Origin of the sequence: Cobetia sp. 29-18-1, from assembly GCF_029846405.1 — a bacterium.
Lineage (GTDB): Bacteria > Pseudomonadota > Gammaproteobacteria > Pseudomonadales > Halomonadaceae > Cobetia > Cobetia amphilecti.
In genome coordinates, this window is sequence record NZ_JARWKS010000001.1 from 1 (window position 1) to 24,192 (window position 24,192).

The 24,192-nt window shown below is 62.2% G+C and carries 19 protein-coding genes; 11 read left to right on the top strand and 8 right to left on the bottom strand.

From position 1 onward, the window contains the following. Window positions 1–107: 107 nt before the first annotated feature. The 4 genes from QD208_RS00005 to QD208_RS00020 form a co-directional block, all read right to left on the bottom strand. A complete protein-coding gene (locus QD208_RS00005; protein WP_347881980.1) occupies window positions 108–1,385 on the bottom strand; it encodes a sigma-54 dependent transcriptional regulator in 1,278 nt (425 codons plus the stop codon). A gap of 154 nt (window positions 1,386–1,539) precedes the next feature. After that, entirely contained in the window at window positions 1,540–1,923 is a 384-nt protein-coding gene (locus QD208_RS00010; protein WP_279835155.1) for a hypothetical protein, read from the bottom strand. A gap of 117 nt (window positions 1,924–2,040) precedes the next feature. Continuing rightward, window positions 2,041–2,904, bottom strand: coding sequence for a hypothetical protein (locus tag QD208_RS00015; protein WP_213115033.1), 864 nt, complete (start codon window positions 2,902–2,904; stop codon window positions 2,041–2,043). A gap of 19 nt (window positions 2,905–2,923) precedes the next feature. Next, on the bottom strand, window positions 2,924–3,847 hold the full coding sequence (locus QD208_RS00020; RefSeq protein WP_249330629.1) for a CsgG/HfaB family protein: 924 nt from the start codon (window positions 3,845–3,847) through the stop codon (window positions 2,924–2,926). A gap of 589 nt (window positions 3,848–4,436) precedes the next feature. Between QD208_RS00020 and thpD the strand changes: the two genes are divergently transcribed. Both thpD and QD208_RS00030 read left to right on the top strand, forming a co-directional pair. Next, a complete protein-coding gene (gene thpD / locus QD208_RS00025) occupies window positions 4,437–5,543 on the top strand; it encodes an ectoine hydroxylase (protein WP_347881981.1) in 1,107 nt (368 codons plus the stop codon). Window positions 5,544–5,790: 247 nt separating this feature from the next. After that, window positions 5,791–6,525, top strand: coding sequence for a fumarylacetoacetate hydrolase family protein (locus tag QD208_RS00030; RefSeq protein WP_176675972.1), 735 nt, complete (start codon window positions 5,791–5,793; stop codon window positions 6,523–6,525). A gap of 226 nt (window positions 6,526–6,751) precedes the next feature. Here the strand turns inward: QD208_RS00030 and speA are convergent, their stop codons facing one another. The 3 genes from speA to QD208_RS00045 all read right to left on the bottom strand — a co-directional run bounded on the left by speA (window position 6,752) and on the right by QD208_RS00045 (window position 10,314). After that, a complete protein-coding gene (speA, locus tag QD208_RS00035) occupies window positions 6,752–8,650 on the bottom strand; it encodes a biosynthetic arginine decarboxylase (RefSeq protein ID WP_279835161.1) in 1,899 nt (632 codons plus the stop codon). 176 nt (window positions 8,651–8,826) lie between these two features. After that, entirely contained in the window at window positions 8,827–9,789 is a 963-nt protein-coding gene (locus tag QD208_RS00040; protein WP_107335670.1) for a homoserine kinase, read from the bottom strand. 195 nt (window positions 9,790–9,984) lie between these two features. Further along, window positions 9,985–10,314 carry a DUF2782 domain-containing protein gene (locus tag QD208_RS00045; RefSeq protein WP_082388170.1) on the bottom strand — a complete coding sequence of 110 codons (330 nt, stop codon included), beginning with the start codon at window positions 10,312–10,314 and terminating at the stop codon, window positions 9,985–9,987. Window positions 10,315–10,671: 357 nt separating this feature from the next. Here QD208_RS00045 and polA point away from each other — a divergent pair, with 357 nt between their 5' ends. Beyond that, complete coding sequence (polA, locus tag QD208_RS00050; RefSeq protein WP_279835163.1) at window positions 10,672–13,560, top strand: DNA polymerase I; 2,889 nt, start codon at window positions 10,672–10,674, stop codon at window positions 13,558–13,560. Window positions 13,561–13,650: 90 nt separating this feature from the next. Here the strand turns inward: polA and QD208_RS00055 are convergent, their stop codons facing one another. Then, window positions 13,651–14,511 carry a hypothetical protein gene (locus QD208_RS00055; RefSeq protein WP_279835164.1) on the bottom strand — a complete coding sequence of 287 codons (861 nt, stop codon included), beginning with the start codon at window positions 14,509–14,511 and terminating at the stop codon, window positions 13,651–13,653. A gap of 377 nt (window positions 14,512–14,888) precedes the next feature. On the opposite strand from QD208_RS00055, the gene QD208_RS00060 reads away from it, so the two are divergent. The 8 genes from QD208_RS00060 to QD208_RS00095 all read left to right on the top strand — a co-directional run bounded on the left by QD208_RS00060 (window position 14,889) and on the right by QD208_RS00095 (window position 24,032). Further along, window positions 14,889–16,424, top strand: a complete 1,536-nt coding sequence (locus QD208_RS00060) for a sigma 54-interacting transcriptional regulator (RefSeq protein WP_279835165.1) — start codon at window positions 14,889–14,891, stop codon at window positions 16,422–16,424. Window positions 16,425–16,875: 451 nt separating this feature from the next. After that, complete coding sequence (locus QD208_RS00065) at window positions 16,876–18,012, top strand: TRAP transporter substrate-binding protein (protein ID WP_082388171.1); 1,137 nt, start codon at window positions 16,876–16,878, stop codon at window positions 18,010–18,012. Then, window positions 18,009–18,740 carry a TRAP transporter small permease subunit gene (locus QD208_RS00070; RefSeq protein WP_082388172.1) on the top strand — a complete coding sequence of 244 codons (732 nt, stop codon included), beginning with the start codon at window positions 18,009–18,011 and terminating at the stop codon, window positions 18,738–18,740. The genes QD208_RS00065 and QD208_RS00070 overlap by 4 nt, the downstream gene beginning before the upstream one ends. Beyond that, window positions 18,730–20,079: a TRAP transporter large permease subunit gene (locus QD208_RS00075; protein WP_054555227.1), complete on the top strand. Its 1,350-nt coding sequence runs from the start codon at window positions 18,730–18,732 to the stop codon at window positions 20,077–20,079. Before QD208_RS00070 ends, QD208_RS00075 begins: the two co-directional genes overlap by 11 nt. Before the next feature lie 129 nt (window positions 20,080–20,208). After that, on the top strand, window positions 20,209–20,832 hold the full coding sequence (locus tag QD208_RS00080; protein WP_054555228.1) for a hypothetical protein: 624 nt from the start codon (window positions 20,209–20,211) through the stop codon (window positions 20,830–20,832). A 280-nt stretch (window positions 20,833–21,112) separates the two neighbouring features. Beyond that, the gene (locus QD208_RS00085; protein WP_347881983.1) at window positions 21,113–22,207 is read left to right on the top strand and encodes a TauD/TfdA family dioxygenase; all 1,095 of its coding nucleotides are present in this window, start codon (window positions 21,113–21,115) and stop codon (window positions 22,205–22,207) included. Beyond that, window positions 22,204–22,854: an HD domain-containing protein gene (locus tag QD208_RS00090; RefSeq protein WP_279835166.1), complete on the top strand. Its 651-nt coding sequence runs from the start codon at window positions 22,204–22,206 to the stop codon at window positions 22,852–22,854. The genes QD208_RS00085 and QD208_RS00090 overlap by 4 nt, the downstream gene beginning before the upstream one ends. Before the next feature lie 203 nt (window positions 22,855–23,057). Beyond that, a complete protein-coding gene (locus tag QD208_RS00095) occupies window positions 23,058–24,032 on the top strand; it encodes an ABC transporter substrate-binding protein (RefSeq protein ID WP_279835167.1) in 975 nt (324 codons plus the stop codon). Window positions 24,033–24,192: the final 160 nt, after the last annotated feature.

Genomic DNA, 24,192 nt, shown 5'->3' on the forward strand with positions numbered 1-24,192 from the left:
CGGTGCATCGAGCGTTTTGAGTTCCCAAAGTGTCAACCTATTTCAGGACTAGACACTGGAGTAAAGGCCGGGAGGGCGACGGGGCATGCCGTGGGCCGGCGCTCATCTCAGTGCGAGGTGGGCTCGTCCGGGTGCATCGCCAGCCAGCTCAGGCGCTTGCGATAGATGGTAGAGGGGGCGATCTCCAGTATCGCCGCAGCGCGGGGGATACTGCCATCACAGGCGCTGATGACGCTCTCGATCGCCTCGCGTTCGACCATCCACAACGGGCGCAACGTGGTCTCGCTGTCCTCCGGCGCGTTGTGGTTGACCGACGGGCGATGCGCCGTGCTGCTGGGCAGGTCCAGCATGTCGGCCGTCAGTACCTCACCATCATTGAGGATGATGGCGCGCCGCAGCGTGTTTTCCAGCTCTCGCACGTTGCCGGGCCAGTCATGGGCCAGCAGCTGACGCTCGGCGCATGCACTGAGTCGTGTGAAGCGCTTGCCTTCGTGGCCTGCCATGCGCCCCAACAGCCCGGTGGCGATCTCCAGGATATCCTGACCGCGCTCGCGCAGCGGCGGCACCTTCAGCGGGATGACGTGCAGACGATAGAAGAGGTCTTCCCGGAAGCGGTGAGTATCGACCAGTACCCGCGGGTTCTGATGCGTGGCGCACACGATGCGGCAATTGACCTCTACCGTGCGCGTGGCACCCACCGGCATTACCTGTCCCGTCTGCAGGAAGCGCAGCAGCTTGCTCTGCAAGGGTAGCGGCAGCTCCGCGATCTCATCGAGAAACAGCGTCCCCCCATCTGCCGCCACGGCGAGCCCCTGCTGGGCGCTCACGGCCCCCGTGAAAGCCCCGCGCACATGTCCGAACAATTGCGACTCCAGCAGCTCTGCCGGAATGGCGGCACAATTGACGGCGATGAACGGGCCGTCACGTACCGGGCTATGGCGGTGAATGGCAGTGGCACACAATTCCTTGCCGCTGCCGCTTTCGCCGGTGATGAAGATGGGAGCGTCCGAGTGGGCGACCTGGATGAGAGTGCGATAGAGCGTCTGCATGGCCGATGAGTCTCCGATAAACTCCCCAAAACCGCGAGGTCGCTTTACCGGTAGTTCCCTTACCCGCGAGGTAGTGGAGATATCGTCAGCCAGATTCAATGCAGTAGCCGATGATGCAGCCTGATGAGCTTTCAGTGCGGTCATGAGTGTTGTTCCCTTGCTGCTGGTCTTTCTGCATTGCCTGCGCTTCGTTCGAGCGGGCTGCGAAAGAATAATTGTCGGGCTGCTTCTGGTGACAGCCTCACCGGAGAGTCTGGATTCTCCAGCGTTGAGTGTTCGTCTTCGGGGTTTATCGAGTACCCATATAGAGGTTAATGACTTGTGCGAGATGATCATGGCGGCTTTTAGTGCGTTTTTTCCGCTCCCCCTGAGTGGCAGACTTCTCAGTCTCGACGCTTGCCTGGCTGACCAACTCTCTACTCACGCTGAAAGGGTGAGTTCTGGTATCTGACGGTCTGTCTTCCCACTGATGACTGTCCCGAGTAGTGCATCACTGGGCGTCTTCCTCCTCATCTTCGTTGTTGTGGGTAATGGTGAAGTCAGTCGACGACGTCTGAGAGCTGCCATCCGCGGACTGATCCGCAGTGCTGTCGATGGTGCCGGTGGAACCATCACTCAGCGTCTGTTCGATCTGTTGCCAGTTGCCGATCGAGGTGCTGCTGCCGGTATTGAGGGTATATTCCCCGATATTGGTATCGGACCCTTCCCCCAGGCTGCCGGCCTTCTTGCTCTCGTAGAGAATCAGGGCGGTTTCTGCGCTACGTGCTGGAAAGTCGTAGGGGAAGGGGCCCATCAGTGAGTTGGCGCTGGCAGTCGTGGCCAGCAGGCATCCCGCGCTGACGACCCCCAGGCTGATACGTGTAAAGGCATTCATGTCTTGCTCCTTTCGCTCTGTGAAAGATGCAGTGTCTGATGCGTGAAGACTCTGGTGTCGGCAGATGCTGAAACACACGCGGGTTGCCCCGCGTGTGTTGATCAGGCTGTCGCTGGATTATTGCGGACCGACATTGATGGAGACGTTGTTGCCCACTGAGGTCGCAGCATTGTTGATGACCGGGCCCTCGAAGCTGCCCACTGGCGGCAAGCCGAGCGTGATGTCGCTGACTGAGGCAGTGGAGGTCACATTGGCGAAGCTCATCTGGGTATTGTCGGCAATCAGGGCGGTATCAAGACCAGTTGTGTCCTGGGTGACCGACAGGTTGTTGCCCACGGAGGTCGCGGCGTTGTCCACGCTCAGATTGAGAATGTTCTCGACAGTGGCCACTGAGTCGATGTTCGCTTTCTGGTAATAACCCCCTGCCAAGAACTGCTCGTTGTGCAGGTTGACCATGGCATCGCTTTCCAGTGAGGCATTGTTGCCGACTGAGGTCGCCGCATTTTCCAGGCTTTCCAGGCGTGTGATATCAGCATTCACGACGGGGTCGGTGGTGGTGGTATTGATATAGCCAATGGCCCCTGCGCCTGCGCCTGCGATGGCACCGGCACTGGCATTTGCACCAGAGCCAAACCAGCCGCCATACGAGCTGGCCCCTGCACCTGCGGCTGCTCCTGCGGCTGCGCCCACGCCAATCCCGACTTCGGTGGTGGTCTCACCGGGGCCAGAGCCGTAACTGATGTCACTGACGACGGCTTCCGAGCTGACATCCCCGATCTGCTTCTGGAAGTTTTCCACCATCACCAGGCCGCCCGGATCGTCGATCGTCGGATCGATATGGGCTCCCACCTTGATGTGCGTGTCAACGTGGCCATGCCATTTCCAATGGACATTGTCGAAGGCTTGCGCCTGACTTGCCATCATCACACCACTTACGAGACCGATGGCGACTGCGAGCTTATTATAGGTAGTCATTGTCATGTTCCTCATGAATGTTGACTTATTGTGCTGCGCTGGATGCTGCCGGTACTTCTGATGCGGGTGTTGCTTGCAACGGTGTTGCGACTGCTTCATTTGATTCATTGCCACTTGCTGCATTACTGCTGGTATTGGCTGCGGCCACTTGCTGCGTGTTGCTATCGTCATCTGCAACATGCTGTCCCGGGTGCAATGCACATTCCTGTCCCGCAGGTACAGGAAGTCCCAGGCCTTCAGTCAGAAGCTGATACGCGCCCATCTCCACGACTGATCTCACCCCCAGCTGCAGTGGTTCATTGCGCACTGCGCCGGAGTCAAACTCGACCAACTGATTGCCGAAGAAGCGGTAGATACCGGCTTCGACTTCGTAACCCACCACCTGCTTCTGCAGGCTGGTGACATAGACGGTGCGGAAGGTGCGGATATCGACCATGCGCAGGTCCAGGCCGACGTTGATGACTGCAGTGCGCAGTCCGGCCCCGATTCCGCTGACGAACAGGCGGGCACCGCCGCTTGAAATGTTGTAATTGAGCTCTGTCAGTGCGCCGAGAACCACGAAATGCGAAGGGAGAACTGCCAGTTTGCGCGGCGAGTAGGCCATGGCCTTATTCTCGAAAAGCTGCTGCTCTGCCAGCGGGACTCGTACATCGAGACGCTCGGTAAGATGTACCTTGCGAGTTTTGTAGAGAGCACTTATCAGCATCTCTGATACGCCCTGGGTCACGGCAGCACTCTCTGTCACGGTGGAGTAACTGCGCTGACCGGTCTTGTCCGTCACCTGACCCACTGCAATCACAGGCAGGTTGGTGGCTCCCTGAATTCGACTGAGTGATACGAGGCATTCGCTATATGGCGTATTGTTGGAGGTGACTGGTGGCCCTACGACCGGTTCGACATTGTCGAATTTCGGTTCGACAGCGGCGCAGCCCCCCAGCACTGTGGCCATGCAAGCGGCCATGCATATCCGTGGCTTAAACATGCTGGAAGTTCCCCTGGTGTGACGCATGATCCTGCGCCGTTATTTTTTCTCTGATATGTCTCTATCAGTTGTTCTGCCGTGTTTTCTAAGGGGCACGAAGCGTGCCAAACAATTTCACAATATTTCACAGACACTTACGCATTAATGCGCAATGTTGCGTGCGATGCGTTTTGCAAATGGCGAAGCGAAGTGAGGGGAAATACCACGGGTGTGGTGCCAGTGATGAGGCGCTGATTAGGCCGCTTGTCTCACGAAAGATGAGAATTCATGGCAACAGGATGAGTCGGGACTGGCGAGAGGGGATGACTGAAGGAATTTGTCATCCGCGAGGCACAGGCAGCCTCATGTTTTCTTGAGAAGGGTGATGGCGGGTGTGGTGTGAGATTGGATGGTCTTTTAACGATCTTGTGGATCAGATCTCTATGCTTATTTCATGAATCTCGGGGTTGAAGTCTGTTGCATGGCCCATAGGTGGGACAGTGCGGGCAAGCCGCATGCTAGAACGCCAGATTCCACTTTCCTCAATGCAGGACATTGATGCCTTAAGGAGAGCATGATGACAGCTTCACGCCATATGACCTCGTACAACGCCACTTCTGCTCTTTCGTCCAAGCAACGCCAACATGAGCAGACCGATGGTGGCAACGTCAGCGCCGCTGCAGAAGCCTCCAATCAGCAGCTGGACGCCCGTCAGACCAATGCCGACCGTGATCAGGCGCCGGAAGCCTATCTCGACAAGTCGGGCAGCGACCGAGGCTCCGATCACTCGAGAGACGCCTATCCGACGCGCCTGAGCCAGCCGCCGGAGCACCTGTGGCAGAAGCGCCGTGAGCCCGTCGTGCACTCGCGTGCCGATGAGGGGCCGCTGGGCGCCGAGCAGCTCAAGCGTTTCAAGAGTGACGGCTTCCTGTTCGAGCCGGAATTCCTGGCGTCGGAGGAAGTCGAGGCGCTGAAGACCGAGCTGGCAGCGCTGCTCGACAACGAAGAGTGGCAGGGGCGTGATTTCACCATCACCGAGCCCAAGAGCCGCGAGATTCGTTCCATCTTCGCCGTGCACTTCCTGTCCGAGCGCTTCCGCCAACTGGCAGAAGACCCGCGCCTGGTCGATCGCGCGCGCCAGATCCTGGGGGGCGATGTCTATCTCCACCAGTCGCGCATAAACTACAAGCCGGGCTTCGAGGGCAAGGGCTTCAACTGGCACTCGGACTTCGAGACCTGGCACGCCGAGGATGGCATGCCGGAGATGCGCGCGGTCAGCGCCTCGATCATCCTGACCGACAATCACCACTTCAATGGTCCGCTGATGCTGATCCCCGGCTCGCATGAAGTCTTCGTGCATTGCCTGGGCGAGACGCCGGATGACAACCACAAGTCATCCCTGCAGACCCAGAAGGTCGGTGTGCCCTCGCGCGAAGCACTGAGCGAGCTGATCGCCGAACGTGGTATCGAAGCACCGACCGGTGCCGCCGGTGGTCTGTTGATGTTCGACTGCAATACGCTCCATGGTTCCAACGCCAACATGTCGCCGGACCCGCGCAGCAACGCCTTCTTCGTCTACAACCGTGTCGACAACGCGATGCAGGCGCCCTTTGCCGCCGCACGTCCGCGCCCGGAATTTCTGGCGCACCGTCTCGATGGTGGCTGGGACGAACTTGAAAACTGAAGTTGAAGACTGAGCTTGAAAACTGAAGTTGAAGACCGAGCTTGAAGACTGAAGTGGAAGACCAAGCTTGAAAGCTGAGCCTTGAAGATCGAAGTGGACTGAACTGCACAACGCCGGGTTGCGCTCAGGCGGCGAAATCTCGGACGTTGGTGTGGTAGTGGCAGGCTGTCGGGGCGACGTATCATTGCGATATCTCTCATTGATCGTCTTTCATTGATTCTCCATCACGCCCCGACAGGAGTTCTGCATGCCACTTGCTCAGCGTTTCACCCCGCGTTTCAGCGATGGTCGCGTCTTCGCTCATGACCTCGGCAAGGTGGTCTGTGTCGGCCGCAATTACGCAGCCCATGCCGCGGAGCTCGGCAATGAAGTGCCTAGCGAGCCGTTGCTGTTCATCAAGCCCGCCACCAGCGTGACGCCGATGGACAAGCCATTGGCGATCTCGCGGCGTCGTGGCCAGTACCATTACGAGGCCGAGCTGGCGCTGCTGATCGGCAAGCCGCTGTGTGAAGCCAGCGAAGCAGAGGCGCTGGAAGCACTGGCCGGCATGGGCCTGGCGCTGGACCTGACCCTGCGTGAGCGCCAGAGCAAGCTCAAGGCCAAGGGTCAGCCGTGGGAGCTGGCCAAGGCCTTCGATGGCAGCTGTCCGCTGTCTTCCTTCGTGGCGCTGGAAGGGCCGCGTTGGCGCGATGCCGACGGCGAGCTGCACAGCGTGGATTTCCAGGCGCTGCACTATCGCTTTGCCATCGATGGCGAGCAGCGCCAGCAGGCGGATACCAGCCTGATGCTGTTCCCCGTCGCGCGTCTGCTCAGTGAAATCAGCCACAGCTTCACCCTGCTGCCCGGCGATGTGGTGCTGACCGGCACGCCGGAAGGCGTCGGCGAGCTGAATCCGGATCAGGCGCTGGCACTGGCGCTGGATGCCCCGGATGGCAGTGGCGAGCTGCTGCGTGTCGAGACACGCACGCGCGGCGTGGCATGACGTCTGGGGCTGCTTCAGCCTGACCCCGAACTTGAGCTGGCTCTGGACAGCCCTGAGCGAGTAGAGAGCAGCCCTGAGCGAGTTGAAAGCAGCCCTGAGCGAGTTCTGAAACAGAAAAGCCCCTGCCGGGTCACCGGCAGGGGCTTTTGCTGTCTGGGATTTAGCTTTTGAAGCTGTTCCTGGCGAGCTCGGTTGATTGAGCCAGGGCCCGAGCCTCGGCAGTGTCTCAGCTCTCCAGGTAGGTATAGCCGTCGAGACCGGCCTTGAGGTCTTCGAGCAGGTCTGCCTGTTCCAGCGCATTGAGGTTGGATGACTTGAGCTGACGCGCGAGACGTGCGGCCAGCTGCTCCGGGTCGAAGTTCACGTAACGCAGCACCTGCGCCACGCTATCACCCTGAATCGCATGAGAAAGCTGCCACTGGCCATCGTCGTCGAGGCTGGCATCCACGGAATCGGTATCGCCGAACAGGTTGTGCAGGTCGCCGAGGATTTCCTGATAGGCGCCGACCATGAAGAAGCCGAGCAGCTTCTCTTCATCGGAATGCCATTCCGGCAGCGGCAGGGTGGCGTCCAGGCCCTGATCATCCACATAGGTGTCGATGCGGCCATCGCTGTCGCAGGTGATGTCCTGAATCACGCCACGTCGTGTCGGCGCGCGATCGAGACCGGTCAGCGGCAGGATCGGGAAGATCTGCTCGATGCCCCAGATGTCCGGCAGCGACTGGAACAGCGAGAAGTTGACGAACAGCTTGTCGGCCAGCTTCTCGTTGAGCTCATCGAGCACCGCGCGGTGCGAACGCTGGCGCGCATCGAGACGCCCGGCCAGGCTGCGACACACGTTGGTGTAGATGGCCTCGGCCTCGGCGCGGATGGCGATGCTCGCCAGCCCCATCACGAAGCGCTCCTGCACCTGATGCTGGGCATGCACCACGGCGTGGTAGATCTCCACCAGTTCACGCGGCTCCAGCTGACCTTCCAGTCGTGCGGCCTGCGCCCACAGCGCGGCGATCTGGGCATCGTCCTCGCGGCGTGCGGGCAGCGGCAGGTTCACGCGCTCCTCGCCGATCACGTCCGTCACCAGCACCGCATGATGGGCGGTCAGGGCGCGGCCGGATTCGGAGATGATGTGCGGATGCGGCAGGTCATGGGCATCACAGACGGCGTGGAAGGCGCCGACCACGTAGTCGGCATATTCGCGCATCGAGTAGTTGAGCGAGCAGGCGCTTTCCGAGCGGGTGCCTTCGTAGTCCACGCCGAGGCCGCCACCGACATCGACGATTTCCACGCCGGCGCCAGCTTCGTGCAGGCCCTGATAGAAGCGCGCGCACTCGGCCAGACCGCGCTGGATATCGCTGATGTCCGCGATCTGGGAGCCAAGATGGAAGTGGACCAGCTTGAGGCAGTCCAGCGCATCCACTTCGCGCAGACGCTCGACCAGCGCCACGATCTGGCTGGCGGTCAGCCCGAACTTGGACTTCTCGCCGCCGGTGTTCTGCCAGTTGCCCTTGCCGATGGTGGCCAGGCGCGCGCGCAGGCCGATGCGCGGACGCACGCCCAGGCGCCTGGCCTCTTCCAGCACCAGTTCCAGCTCGCTGGCCTTCTCGACCACCAGGTGCACGCGGTGGCCGAGCTTCTCGCCCATCAGCGCCAGACGCACGTATTCGCGGTCCTTGTAGCCATTGCAGACGATCACCGACGGGCCACTGTCCGACAGCGCCAGCACGGCGAGCAGTTCCGGCTTGCTGCCGGCTTCCAGTCCGACACGTCCGCGTGAGCGCTCGCTGGTCGCCAGCAGTTCCTCGACCACGCGACGCTGCTGATTGACCTTGATCGGGTAGACGGCGGTGTAGCTGGCGCCATAGCCGCGCGAGCTGATGGCGGCATCGAAGGCGGCGCACAGCTGCTCGACGCGGTCATGCAGGATATCGGCGAAGCGAACCAGCAGCGGCAGGCGCAGGCCCTGGGCGCGCGCCTTGTCGATCAGCGAGATCAGCGGCAGCGCAGGTGTGCCCGGCTCGCCATGCGGGCGCACCAGTGTCAGGCCATCCTGGCCCACGTCGAAATAGCCGCTGCCCCACTGGTCGATGTTGTAGGTGCGGCGTGCTTCGGCTGCAAAGGAGGTCATCGCGGTCTCCGGAGATGGACGGCGTGAAGGCAAGCCCGGCGGTGCTCAACAGGTGTGGGCAGCGTCGGAGAAGACAATGACGCCCGCAGGAATGCGGGCGCTCAGAGGGCGCATTATGCCTGCTGGGGGCCAGCAGGCAATTGCTTTGACGACTCGGACAGCACGGAAGGTGCCGGTCAGGCCGGTTGCGTGGCCTCGGGCAGCGGCAGAGCGCCTTCCTCGATACGCCGACCCAGCAGCTGGCGGTACTGCGCCGGGTCCTTCGGCGTCAGGCTGTGGGCGGGCGGGTCCACGTAGACCACCAGCAGGCGTGACAGCCAATAGCGCAGCGCGGTCATGCGCAGCATGCTCGGCCACAGGCGGCGTTCGTCGGCGTTCATCGGGCGCTCGGCCAGATAGGCACTCAGCAGGGCGTCATAACGCGCCTGGTCCAGACGGCCATCATCATTGGAGCACCAGTCATTGACCAGAATCGACAGATCGAAGATCAGGTCGCCGGTGCAGCCGTTGTAGAAGTCGATGATGCCGCCGAGGCGGTCGCCGTCGAACAGGGTGTTGTCGCGGAACAGGTCGCCATGCAGCGCGCCCTGCGGCAGGTCGACACCGCTGAAGACGTCTTCGCAGACATCGATCTCGTCGGCCATCAGCGCCTGGTCTTCCGGGCTCAGATACGCCAGCACCTTGTGGTGCATCGGCTTGATCCAGTGCAGGTCGCGGGTGTTGGGGCGGTGGCCGGTGAAATGCTGCGAGACGGCATGCATGCGCCCCAGCGCCGCGCCGATCTCGCGGCACTGGGCCACGTTGGGCGAGACCGGCCAGTTGCCCGGCATACGCGGGAACAGCAGCGCCGGCTTGCCTGCCAGCACCTTGAGCGCCTGGCCGTCGCGGTCGTGCAGCGGGCCCGGCACCGGCAGCTTGTGGCTGGCGAGGAAGTCGAGCAGCTCGACGAAGAAGGGCAGTTCCGCATGCTCGCCCTGCTCGAACAGGGTCAGCACCATCTCGCGGCGATCGGTGGTGACGAAGAAGGTCGAGTTCTCGGTGCCGTGCGCGACATCCTCAAGCGATGTCAGCGTGCCTGCGTCGTACTCTGCCAGAAATTCTGCGACCTGAGCGTCGCTCAGGGGGGTAAAGACTGCCATGGGTGACTCTTCTCGCCGAAATGTGTCCGCCCCGCCAGTGGCGCGCCGCCGGAGCGAAGCGGCGGCAATGCGCTGACAGGAGTTGTTGTAGGTATGCAGGAAGGATGCCGCCACGCCCGGGAGCAAGAGGTGTGCTGCGGGCGTGACGCCTGTCGCTGCTGGCTCAGCTGTCGCGTGAACCAGATGCCGAGCTTATCACTTTTTCAGTGCCCAGCCGGGTACCTTGAGCTGGCTGGCGCTGGTGACGCTGGACTTGATGAAGTTGCCGTTGCCGTCACTGTCGAGCAGGAAGAAGGGCGCGCCGCCCTTGGGGATGATCTCGATGGCATACAGATGGCCATTGACGCGGTATTCGCGCAGCTGGCGGTCATCCTGCTGACGGCTGGTGATCTGCGGCTTGGGGGCCTCGCTCTCGGCGACGGCCAGCGGCGCACTCAGGGCGGTGACGGCCAGCAGCAGCCCGGTGGCCAGCAGCGTGGGCAGGCGCAGCAGGGAATGCGGAGCAATGGAAGCAGTCGAGCGCATGACAATCCTCCTTTACACAAGCGCAGCCTGTATCAGGTTCCGCGTGCAAAAGTTCTGTGAGCAAGGGGCCTGCAGGCAGGGTGCCTGCGAGCAAGCACCCGGTGCGTACCCGTGCAGAAGACAAGCGAATCGGCGCTGGCCTGAAACCTTGCCTGATGGGCGCAGTTTACGTCCCTTGCCGGCAGTGTGCACGACTTCCCGCCATCAATGCCGGGCGCAGAAGACACACGCGCCGAGGGTGGCGACTGTGCCTCGCCGCAGCCCTTGCGTATCATGACAGCCATAGCTGCCGAGAGGTTTTCGGCCCCGACTCTGCTTGCCCCAAGCTCACCCTTCAGCCTACGGATGCGACTGCTCATGGCCGCCACGCCGATCGTTCTCGTCGATGGATCTTCCTATCTCTATCGTGCCTTTCATGCTCTGCCGCCGCTGACCACCTCCAAGGGCCTGCCCACCGGCGCGGTGAAGGGCGTGATCAACATGCTCAAGAGCCTGATTCGCCAGTACCCGGACAGCCCCATGGCGGTGGTCTTCGATGCCAAGGGCAAGACCTTCCGCGACGACATGTACTCGGAGTACAAGGCCCAGCGTCCGCCGATGCCGGATGACCTGCGCCTGCAGGTCGAGCCGCTGCATGCCTGCGTGCGTGCCCTTGGCCTGCCCCTGCTGTGCGTGGAAGGCGTCGAGGCCGATGACGTCATCGGCACCCTGGCGCGCATGGCGACCGAGGCCGGGCGTGACGCCGTCATCTCCACCGGCGACAAGGACATGGCCCAGCTGGTGAACGAGCACATCACCCTGGTCAACACCATGAAGAACGAGACGCTGGACGTGGACGGCGTCACCGAGAAGTTCGGAATTCCGCCGAACCTGATCATCGACTTCCTCGCGCTGATGGGCGACAAGGTCGACAACATTCCCGGCGTGCCGGGCGTGGGCGAGAAGACCGCGCTGGGCCTGCTGCAGGGCATGGAAGGCGGCCTCGACACCATCTACGGCGATCTCGATCGCATCAAGACGCTCAGCTTCCGTGGCGCCAAGACCCTGGCCAAGAAGATGGAAGCGCATCGCGAAGATGCCTATCTCTCCTACCGTCTCGCCACCATCAAGCTGGACTGCGAGCTGGAATATGGCCTGGATGACCTCGCGATCGCCGCGCCGGACACCGCCGCGCTGGTCGAGCTCTACAAGGAGATGGAATTCCGCGCCTGGCTGAAGGAGCTGCTGGAAGGCGGCGACATGGCGGCCACGCCGCATGCCGATGAGAAGGACAGCGGAGTCGCCGGCAGTGACCTGTTCGGTGACAGCATCGCGCCCGTCGCTGACAAGGCCTCAGGCAAGGGCAAGACCGCCGCTGCGCCAACGCCTGATCTGGAAGCGGCGGAAGAGGGCGACGAGATGCCCGATGCGCTGCCGCCGCGTGAAGAGCGCAACTACCGCGCCATCACCGAGCAGGCCGAGCTGGATGCGTGGCTCGAGCGCGTGCGCAACGCCACCTCGCTGTGCTTCGATCTCGAGACCACCAGCCTCAACTACATGGAAGCCGAGATCGTCGGTATCGGCATGGCGCTGGAAGTCGGCGAGGCCGTCTACATTCCCGTCGCCCACAGCTATCTGGATGCCCCCGCGCATCTGGAGCGCCAGGCCGTGCTGGAAGCGCTGACGCCGATTCTCGCCGATACCGCCATCACCAAGATTGGCCAGAACCTCAAGTACGACATCGAGGTGCTGGCGCGCTATGACATCGCGGTGGCCGGCCCGCTGGCCGACACCATGCTGATGTCCTACGTGCTCAATTCCACCGCGACCCGTCACGACATGGACTCGCTGGCGCTCAAGTATCTGGGCGAGAGCACCATCAGCTTCACCGACATCGCCGGCAAGGGCGCCAAGCAGCTGACGTTTGATCAGATCGCGCTGGAAGAGGCGATGCCGTATGCCTGCGAGGATGTCGACATCACCCTGCGCCTCGCCGCGTTGCTGATGCCGCGCATCGAGAAGCTGGGACGTCTGGATGAAGTGCTGCGTCAGTTCGAGTATCCGCTGATTCCGGTGCTGGCGCGCATCGAGCGCAACGGCGTCGCGATCGACCCCGAGCGCCTGCACGTCCAGACCCGCGAGCTGACCGAGCAGATCCACGACATCGAGAAGCAGGCCTTTGAGCTTGCGGGCCGCGAGTTCAACCTCTCTTCCCCCAAGCAGCTGGGCGAGATCCTCTTCGAGGAGCAGAAGCTGCCGGTCAAGAAGAAGACGCCCAAGGGCGCGCCGTCCACCGCCGAAGCGGTGCTTGAGGAGCTGGCGCTGGACTACCCGCTGCCCAAGCTGATCATGCGCCATCGCGGCATGACCAAGCTCAAGAGCACCTACACCGACAAGCTGCCGCAGCTGGTCAACCCGACCACGCGTCGCCTGCACACCAGCTACCATCAGGCCGTAACCGCCACGGGGCGCCTGTCGTCGTCTGATCCGAACCTGCAGAACATCCCGGTGCGCAGCGACGAGGGCCGACGCATCCGTCAGGCCTTCATCGCGCGCCCCGGCTATCGCATCGTCGCGGCGGATTACTCGCAGATCGAGCTGCGCATCATGGCGCACCTCTCCGGTGACAAGGGCCTGCTCTCGGCCTTCGCCGACAACCGCGACGTGCACGCCGCTACCGCCGCTGAAGTCTTCGGCACCGAGGAATCGCGTGTCAGCAGTGACCAGCGCCGCAGCGCCAAGGCCATCAACTTCGGGCTGATCTACGGCATGTCCGCCTGGGGCCTCTCGCGTCAGCTGGATATCGAACCCGGCCAGGCCAAGACCTACATCGAGCGCTACTTCGAGCGTTATCCGGGCGTCGCCACCTACATGGAAGACACGCGTCAGCTCGCCGCCGAGCAGGGCTACGTCGAGACCATCTTCGGCCGTCGTCTCTACCTGCCGGAAATCGGCTCACGCAATCACGCGCGTCGCAGTGCCGCCGAACGCACCGCCATCAACGCCCCGATGCAAGGCAGCGCCGCCGACATCATCAAGCGCGCCATGATCGACGTGGACGCCTGGCTGGCGGGCAGCGACGGCGCCGACAGATACGACGCCATGATGGTCATGCAGGTACACGATGAACTCGTCTTCGAAGTCGCCGAAGCGCAGGTCGAAGACTTCATGAAAGACGTCGCCCAGCGCATGCAGAACGCCGCCTCCCTCGACGTCCCGCTGCTCGTCGAAGTCGAGCAAGGCGACAACTGGGAAGAAGCGCATTAACGCGATGCACCATTAAAGCAAACATCAAAACCCCGCTTCGGCGGGGTTTTGATGAGCGGCTGTCTTATGTGAAATTTCTGTTTGTTGGAGCTAATGAAGCTTGATACATATCTTGGATACGCTCTCTACTGCATATTCTGTATTGTTTTCTATTTTTAGCTCAAAGTGAGGTGTTGATGGTAGCTCTATATTTTTCTTTCTTGCTTCGTTCCTGATGTTTTCGATGTTATTAATGATGTGAGCTTGGTTCTGGTTTAGCCATGCTTCGTACTGATCGGCTTGTCTTACCACGTCGATACTTATTCCCGATGATGCGAAACCGCCCCCGATTGCACCATAGATAGCCCCATCTTCAACCTCTACGAAAGTGTTTATTTTTTTCTGCCTAAAAGTCTTGACATCTGAGTCAGTTATAGGCTGTGTCAATCTTATCAAACCATTTATTCGGAACTGCTTTATGCTATCAGGCCAGTTTTTATGTAGCACTCTAATCATGTCTTGTTCTGCCCAGGCGCCATGGGTTAAGACGTTAATAAAATAAGCATTTTCGTCATCAAATCTACAAAACAATAAAGGATTGCCATGTTCAACAAATCCATCGCGCCCAATGGTTTTACCAAGATGTAAGTGATGAATTCCCCAGTGATTAAGTAAGGCATCATTGTAATTGGGTTTTTTGATTCTTTTGCTTAAATATGGTAGCAGGTTCTGGCCTGACGTAATGGCTTCTTCAACTCCTTTCAGACCACTAGTCATTTCATCAGGGCAATAGAAATTGTCGTGCTTAAGGATTCTTCGAGCTTTTTGTGGTATTAGCCTTTTTTCTAGATTTAAATAGATGTGGCTTATATTTTCATCGCTATGATCGCTAATGCTATATCCGAAATCAGATAATCTATTGCGAAGAATATTAATCCAATCTTGATAAAGACTTATATTTATGTTTTCCATGTATCTCTTTCTATACAGAGGATGTTGGATAGTATAGCTTATAGCACATTCTTTTGGATATGTACTGTAGAACTCGTAGTGATATTCCATAAACCTATAGGAATCGTGCAGTTACAGTGTGGTATGCCGAGTCTTAATTCCAAGAGCTATGGAGGATGTATCGATGAATCGTTATTCGCCTAGCTTTTATTGATAACAGTACTACGACCACTGGCTACGTTGATCCTTGGCGGCGGTAGGCCGATGCTGTGAGTGGTGTCCGGTTTTCCGGACGCTGGCTGCGTGATGGCGCGGCCCATAACAATCAGATCCGGCGGGTGTGGTGGCAGAGGGATACGGCTGCCCACGATGACCGGACACGCCAAGGGAGAGCGGTGATGGCTCAGCAGATGCCTGTGTCAGGCGCGGTGGTCGGGGAGAAGATGACTGCCCCGCTGCGCGATGATCTACCTGCCACCTCGATTCATCTGGAGCGGGCGCGCCGCGAGTTGCTGCGTGCCGCGATGGATGCGGTGGAGGAGTGGGTCGTGGTGGTGGATGCCCAGGGCGGTATCCAGTTTCTGAATGCGCCCTATGCCGAGTTTCTCGGCGTCGAGGCCAGCGAGGTGCTGGGGCGCGATGTCAGCGAGGTGATCGAGAACACCCGCATGCACGAGGTGCTGGAGAGCGGACGCGCGGAGCTGGCCCAGCTGCAGCTGATTCGTGGCCACCACATGATTGCCCACCGTTACCCCATCTTCCGCGATGGCGAGCTGATCGGTGCCATCGGCTCGGTGCTCTATCACGACACCTGGGAATGGCGGCAGGTGAATGCTCAGGTTCAAGCGCTGGAAGCGGAAGTGGACTATTACCGTCAGGCGCTGGAAACTCCCACCGGCGCTCGCTGGCAGCTGAGTGACATCATCGGCGATTCGCCCGCCATGCGGGAGCTTGCCTGCAAGGTGCGCAAGATCGCCCCCGGCGGTGCCTCGGTGTTGATCCGTGGCGAGTCCGGCACCGGCAAGGAGCTGTATGCCCATGCGCTGCACCGCAGCTCGGCGCGCGCCAAGGGCCCCTTCATCAAGCTCAACTGTGCAGCGATACCCGAAGCGCTGCTGGAAGCGGAGCTGTTCGGCTATGAAGAAGGCGCCTTCACCGGCGCCAAGCGTGGCGGCAAGCCCGGCAAGTTTCAGCTCGCGGATGGCGGCACGCTGTTTCTCGATGAGGTCGGCGACATGCCGCTGGCGATGCAGGCCAAGCTGCTGCGCGTACTGCAGGACCGCGAGGTCGAGGCGGTCGGCGCGACCCGTCTGGTCAGCGTCGATGTGCGTGTCATCGCCGCGACTCACCGCCCGCTGGAAGCGCTGGTCGAGAGCGGCGAATTCCGCGAAGACCTCTTCTATCGCATCAACGTGGTGCCCTTGAAGGTGCCGCCACTGCGCGAGCGCCGCGACGACCTGCCGACCCTAGCCACGCATCTGCTGTCACGTCTGGCGCGACGCAGTGGTCGCCGCCCGCCGATTCTCTCCGAAGCCGCCCTCGAGCGCCTGTGCGCCCACCACTGGCCCGGCAACGTGCGCGAGCTGGAAAACGTGCTCGAAGCTGCCTTCTATCTGGGCGGCAGTCATATCCAACCGACCGACTTGCCGGATGCCATCGGTGCCCGGCATGGCGATGCCCGGCACGCCGCTACCCATCAAAGCGACTTGTCCACACCCGCTTCAGCGTCCGAGTCGTCCACAACCGCCCGGGAGTTGCACACCTCGCCGGCCACGCTGCGTGAGGCGATGGCCCAGGCGGAGCGCCAGTTGATCGAGGATGCGCTGCGCGCCGCCGAGGGCAATCGCACCCGCGCCGCCCGTCAGCTCGGCATCGCCAAGTCCTCGCTCTACGAAAAGCTCAACCGGCATGGACTATTGGCCGAAACGCCCTGATCGACCGGCATTTCACCTCCCCGCCACCAACGAGTGGCCAAAGCGTCCGGAATCTCGGTCAGTGACCGGAATTCCGGACGCTTTGCGTTTCTCGCCGCCCCACGGCGTGCATAGCCGCATGGGCTCTGCATTCCTCTATCGGCATATTCGACTGGAGTCGTAGACAGAATTCATGACCGCGCGCGACCTTGGTCGCAGCCTCGGCAGCTTGAGTGTCCGGCTTTCCGGACGCTGTCGTGAGCCGATACTGCCGCTCAGGGCGCGGTGAGTCGCCTCGCGCGGGCCTTCCCCTCGTAGCTCTCTGAAATCATTGACGTTGTTGTGGCGTGGTCAGCCGCTTGCGTTGTCATCGGGTAAGTTGACGTAAGCGTCATCTTGCAACGTGGCTCATGTCCAGCAAGCCACAAGCCGTACGACCAGCGAGCACAACAACAAATCAGGGAGCCGCACCATGTCGCAACACGCCACGCCGTATCAATCGACGCCGACCCGCCGCCTGCGCCTCGGAGCTGCCATTGCGGCGGCCGTGGCCACCACCACCTTGATGGCCGCCGCGCCAGCCCAGGCGGAAGGGCCGAAACAGCTCGACGTCGCCAGTACCTTCTCGACCAAGAACTTCCTCGGTGCCGGTGCCGTGCGCCTGTCAGAGGAACTCAAGAGCGCGACCGGCGGCGAAGTCGGCCTGCGCGTGCACGAGCCGGGGGACCTGGTGCCGGCCTTCGAAGTCTTCAACTCCGTGTCTTCCGGTGCCATCCAGGCCGGTTGGGACTGGATGGGCTACTGGGCCGGCACGGTGCCGATCACCAATCTCTACGGCGCACTGCCGTTCGGCCCGAGCCCGGAAGCCTTCATGTCATGGATGTGGGCCGGTGAGGGTACCGAGCTTGTGCAGGCCGCCTACGACCCCTACGGCGTGAAGGTGCTGCCGTGCTTCATCTCGCCGCAGGAAACCGGCGGCTGGTACAACAAGGAAATCAACTCGCCGGAGGACTTCAAGGGCCTGTCGATGCGCATCTCCGGCCTTGGCGCCAAGGTGCTCAACAAGCTGGGCGCCTCCACCCAGCTGGTGCCGGGCAGCGAGATCTACCTCGCGCTGGAGCGTGGCCGTGTCGATGCCACCGAGTTCTCGGTGCCGCAGGTCGATCAGGCGATGGGCTTCAATGAAGTCGCCAAGTACTACTACTTCCCGGGTTGGCACCAGAGCGCCAGCTGGTTCTCGCTGCTGATCAACCAGCAGGTGTGGGACAGCTACAGCGATGAGCGCAAGGCGCAGTTCCAGACTGCCTGCCGCGCGACCCTGCAGTGGGCGATGGCCGAAGCGCCGCCGGCTCAGGTGCGTGCGATCCACGAGCTCGAGGAGAAGGGTGTCGAGGTCAAGCGCTTCCCGGAGCCGGTGATGACCGCGCTGCAGGAAGCCTGGGGTGAAGTGCTGGCCGAAGAGAAGCAGACCAATCCTGACTTCGCCAAGGCCTACGATTCGCTGATGAAGCACGCCGCACTGATCGACGAATGGTACGAGTTGCAGGCCATGCCGCAGCCGATGGCCATGAAGCAGGCAGACAACGCTGACGAGGGTAGCGCCCAATGACCGACCCCCGCCTTGCGCCCTGGCGGGCACAGGGCGGGGCGGTGTGTGACGCCCTGGGTCGACCGCTGGTCGGCCTGGGGCTGTGGGTGGGTCGCCTGACCAGCTGGTTGGGTCTGGCGATCATCCTGGCCGTGCTCACCACCGTCACGCTCAACGCCCTGGGCATCAATGAAATCGCCAACTGGGGGTCGCCCGACGTGCTGCTGTTCGGCACCGCGATCACCATCAATTCCGTCACCGAATTGCAGTGGCACCTGTTCGGTCTGCTGACGCTCTTCGGTGGCACCTACGCCCTGCACAGCGATACGCATGTGCGGGTCGACCTGTTCTATCAGCGCCTCTCGCCGCGCGGACGCGCCGTGGTCGATATCCTCGGCCACATCATCATGCTGATTCCCTTCTGTCTGCTGATCGCCTGGCTGTCCAAGCACTTCGTCACCATGTCCTACATGTCCGGCGAGAAGTCCAACTATGGCGGCCTGGTGGACCGTTACCTGATCAAGGCGATGCTGCCGACGGGGCTGGTGTTCCTCGCCCTCGGCGCGCTGGGGCAGATCTTCGAGAATCTGGCCTGCCTGTTCGACCCGGCGCGCACCCCTGAGCGCCTGAAGGACCACGAGATTGCCAGTCTGGCCGGCCTTGCGGATCAGCAGAATGCTGCGCAAGCGACCACCGACGCCACGGCACCCCAGAATCATGCAGACGGGAGCCATGACAATGCTCGCTGAATACGCCTTGCCCATCACCATGGTGGTGGCACTTCTGATCGGTATCTTCTCCGGCTACCCGGTGGCCTTTCTGCTCGGCGGGCTGGGCATCCTGTTCGCCTTCATCGGCGACATCCCGCTGCCGTTTCTCGGCACCGTCGGTTCGCGCATCTTCGGTGGCGTGATCGAGAACTGGCTGCTGATCGCGATTCCGCTGTTCGTGTTCATGGGGCTGATGCTGGAAAGCTCCGGCGTGGCGCGCAATCTGCTGATGACACTGCAGCGGCTGTTCGGTCGCGTGCATGGCGGTCTGGCCGTCTCGGTGGCGCTGCTGGGCGTGGTGATGGCCGCCAGTACCGGCATCATCGGTGCCTCGGTGGTCATGCTGGGCCTGCTGGCGCTGCCGGTGATGCTGGGGCAGGGCTACAAGGCCGAGATGGCCTGTGGGGTCATCGCGGCCTCCGGCACCCTGGGCATCCTGATTCCGCCCTCGATCATGCTGGTGCTGATGGGCTCCATCCTGCAGATCTCGGTGGGGGCGCTGTTCAAGGCGGCGCTGATTCCGGGGCTGATGCTCGGCGCGCTCTACGTCGCCTATCTGCTGATCACCGCCAAGCTGCGCCCGGACTGGGCTCCGCTGCCGGACCAGTCGCTGCTCGGCACCGACAAGACACCGCTGCCGCTGGCACTGCTGCGTGACCTTCTTGGCCCGATGGTGCTGATCGTCGCGGTGCTGGGGTCGATCATGACCGGTATCGCCACGCCCACCGAGGCCGCGGCCATCGGCGCGGGTGGCAGCCTGCTGCTGGCGCTGGTGATGGGCGGGCTGTCCTTCTCCACCCTGCGCAACACGCTGCGCGATACCTCGCGCACCAGCGCGATGATCCTGTTCGTCGTCATCGGCGCGACCTGCTTCTCGGTGGTCTTCAAGCGCCTCGGCGGTGACTACCTGATCGAGGATGTCATCACCGGCACCGGCCTTGGCCCCTACGGCCTGCTGTTGCTGCTGATGGGGCTGATCTTCGTGCTCGGCTTCTTCCTCGAGTGGATCGAGATCAGCTTCGTGGTGCTGCCGCTGGTGGCGCCGGTGGTCGAGGCGCTGGACTTCGGGCTCGGGCTTTCCGGCCAGGGGCTGCTGGTGTGGTTCGCGATTCTGGTCGCCATCAACCTGCAGACGAGTTTCCTGACGCCACCCTTCGGCTATGCGTTGTTCTACCTCAAGGGCATCACCGCCGGACAGGTGTCCATCGGCACCATCTATCGCTCGATTCTGCCCTTCGTTGGCCTGCAGCTGGCGGGTCTGATCCTGTGCATGCTGTTCCCGGCGCTGGTGCTGTGGCTGCCGGGGCTGATGCCCTGACCCACGCCACTCCGGACATCACAGGGAGGTGATGTCTGGGTAAGCAGAGAGCTGAGCAGAGAGCTGAGCAGCGCTATACGGCGTGAGGCACGCAGGGTGACCCTTCGGGGTTCTATCAGGGAGAATGAGATGCTGCCACGACGCAGGGTATTGATCGCGGGGCAGGGGGAGTGGCTGGAGGCCATGGCGCGCACCTTCCTGGAAGATGGCGCCATCATCGCCCTGATGGGCACCGCGCCGGCGGACCTCGAACGCGTGCTGGATGCACTGGGCGGTGAGCAGTCGGACCGCTTCGGCCAGGTGGTCGGCGAGGGCTGCTTCGAGACACTGGTGGCGCGTCTCGGGCGCCTCGATGTGCTGGTCTGCATGCCGCCGCAGGCCATGGCCGGGCAGTCGCTGGAAGCCTGTCTGGTCGCGCAGGTCGCCGGCCCCGGCGCCTTGCTCAAGGCGGCCTGTGCGCGCATGTTGCGCCACGGCGGACGCCTGCTGGCGGTGGCACCACCGCTGCCTTCGCAGCCATCCTCGTCGCTGTCCTCGCAGCTATCCTCGCAGGAGCATCACGGCACTGCCATGGCACAGGCGGCGCTGAGTGAGTTGATCCAGCGGCTGGCGTCACGCGCGCCGGACAAGGTACGCGCCAATCTGCTGTGCCCGGAGGGCAGCCGACCGGACGCCGTGGCGGAATGCGCGCGCTTTCTGGCCGGTGGCGCCGGGCGCTCCCTCAATGGTCAGGTGCTGCACCTGAGCGACTGATCTCCCGACAGACGTTTTACAACACAAGCGGCCGTGGCATTGCCACGGCCGCTTGTTGTCGTCTGCTGGTCTGACATATGGCCAATTTGATCAAATATACGTCCAATTATATCAATCCGCTCTGGCTGAAGTGATTAAGGTAGAAGGAGACTCAGCGTCGCACCAGCGTCCGCGAGCAGGTACCTGACCAGTAAGACAACAGTGCCGCTCCCTCAGCCGTGGAGATCATCGAGTGCCCAGCAGCCCGCATTCCGTCAGCCTGAAAGACCATGGACAACAACTGCATCTGAGCCACCCCGAGGGCGATCTGACCCTCGAGGCGCTCTGGCTGCGTGAGCGGAGTCCCGATGAAACGACGCTCGACTCCCTCACTGGTCAGCGCCTGATCGAGGCGGCGGACCTGCCGCTGGACCTGAGCCTGACTCAGGCACAACTGGATGGCGATACGCTGTCGCTGGCCTTCAGTGATGGTCATGCAGCGAGCTTCTCGTTGGCGGCCCTGCTGGCGGAGTGTCAGCCGTGTGAGGCCTATCAGGGCATGACCTTCTGGCAGGGGAGTCTCGCCCAGCTGCCCGAGGCCGACTTCGCCGCAGCACTGGACGATGACGCGGCCTTGCTGGACATGCTCGAGCAGTTGCAGCGCTTCGGCTTCGTGCGGGTCAGCGGCGTGCCGGACACGGAGGACGGCATGCAGGGGCTGATCCACCGTATCGGGCCGCTGCGGCGCACCAACTGGGGCGGTATCGCCGACGTGAAATCCGTCGCCAATGCCTATGACCTCACGATGACCCAGCGCGGGCTGGAGCCGCATACCGACAATCCCTACCGCGACCCGATTCCGGGCTATATCTGGCTGCACTGCCTGCGCAACGCGGCCCAGGGCGGCGACAGCATGCTGGTGGATGGCTTCAGCGCGGCAGAGCACCTGCGCCGTGAGGACCCCGAGGCCTTCGCCTGCCTGACAGACGTCAGCCCCGGCTTCCGTTATCACGACGCCACCACGCGACTGGAAAGCGAAGGCCCGCTGATCGAGCTGGATAGCCGTGGTCGGGTCGCCCGAGTACGTTTCTCCAACCGCACCGAGCGGGTGCCGGCGCTGCCCGGCGCGACCCTGCGTCGCTACTACGCTGCCCGCCAGGCGTTCTATCGCCTGATCTCCGGTGACGACTTCACGCTGCACCTCAAGCTGGCACCGGGCCAGATGCTGATCATGGACAACTACCGGCTGTTCCATGGTCGCAGCGCCTTCCAGCTGGAGGGCGGCATCCGCCATATGCGCCAGGGCTATGTGGACCGCGACTCCACCGCCAGCCGCCGGCTGCTGCTGGTCGATCAGCTCGCCGGTCGGTTCGCCAATGAGGAGGCCAGCGCATGAGCGAGCAGGCCCGCTTCCGCAGTTTCCAGGAAAGCACGCATGCCGAGTGGGCGCTGATCGATGCGCGCTTCCGGGAATATCAGTCCGATGCCTGCCGGCGTGTGCTTGAACATCTGGGGCGTCTCAAGGGCGATCACCACGGCTATCCGGTCGATCGCTACGAACACTGCCTGCAGACCGCCACCCGCGCGCTGCGCGCCGGCGCCGATGAGGAGATGGTGGTCTGCGCGCTGCTGCATGACATCGGCGATGACCTGGCACCAGCCAATCATGCCGAGATCGCCGCCGGTATCCTCGAGCCGTTCATCGACCCGCTGAACACCTGGATGATTCGTCATCACGAGCTGTTCCAGGGCTATCACTACCGCGAATTCTTCGGGCAGGACCGCCACGCCCGCGAGGCACATGCCGGGCATCCCGCCTATGAGCGCACCGTGCGCTTCTGTGACGAGTGGGACCAGACCAGCTTCGATCCTGAATACGACACCCTGCCACTGGAGCATTTCATCCCGATGCTGGAGCGGGTGATGGCGCGCGCGCCCTTCGGCGGCTTGCCGGATCTGGTGCCGAAGCCAGAGTCAGAACTTGAGGCAGAAATGGAGCCAGAGCTTGAGAAGGGCATGGACAGGCAGGCCAGTGCTCGCTGAAGACGCACTCCTCTGGAGGGTAAAGCTCCAATGAATCAATTGCTTGCGGCGAATTCAGCGACGCGGCAGGGCGGAGAAGACACAAGCGCCGACAACGACAGCGCCGTGAGCGACGGACACGCACGACGACCGCCATATACGAAGCCTTTCAGCCCCGACAACAACAAGGCCCGGCGCGACCGGAACCGACAAGGAAAGACACGATGACCACCACCCCGTACCCCCTGACACCTACGACGAAGCACGGCGCCCGCCGTGGTCTGCTTGCCCTCGCGACCCTGCTGCTCGGCACGGCTAGCCTGGCAGCCTCGGCCCAGGACAAGGATGACGAGCTGACGCTGATCGTGCCGCTGTGGCCCGGCGTCACCGTCAAGAGCGAGATCGTCGCCCAGATTCTCGCCCCGCTGGGTTACGACATGGAGCGACAGGAAGTCAGCTCCACCGTCGGCTACAACACCCTGACCACCGGCGACAGCGACGCCTTCCTCGCTGGCTGGCTGCCTGCCCAGCAAGACAGTTATGACGCGGCCATGGCCGCCGGTGCGATCACCGATCTCGGCAACAACGTCACCGGCGCCCGCATGGGCTTCGCGGTGCCGGGCTATGTCTACGAGGCCGGCATCCACAGCGCCGCGGACCTTGCCGCCCACGCCGAGCAATTCGACGAGACCGTCTACTCCATCGAAAGCGGCTCCAGCGTCAGCGACATGCTCAATGGCGCCATCGACAATGATGTCTATGGTCTGGGCGACTGGGATGCGATGGAATCCTCGACACCCGGCATGCTCAGCGAGGTACGTGCCGCCCAGCGCGAGCAACGCTGGATCGCCTTCTACGGCTGGACACCGCACTGGATGGTGCCGGAATTCGACACCCATATCCTGGAGGATCCGGAGTCGGTGTTCGGCCCCGACAATGGCGCCAGTGACGTCAAGACCGTCGTGCGCACCGCCTACGCCGAAGCCAATCCCAACCTCGCCCGCTTCCTCGATCAGCTGGTCTTCAGCTCCGAAGAGCAGAGCGGCTTCATCCTCGACTACAGCCTGAAGGAGCGTGACCTCGATGAGGTGGCGCACGACTGGCTGGCTGCCAACCCGGATCGGCTGGCGGAATTTCTCGCCGACGTGACCACACGCGATGGCGAGGATGCCCTGGCCGCCGTGAAGGCCAGCCTGTGAGGCTGACCTAGCCTTGCTGCCGCCTTGACGGCATGGGCGGGCGCCGAGGGATGGCTCCCGCCCATGGCTCTTGCAGAGCGTGACCTGTCGCGGAGCGGGGTCTTTGTGTACCGCTCTCTGCTTTCGCTCTCTGTTCTCTGCGCTCTGCTTTCTGCGGGGT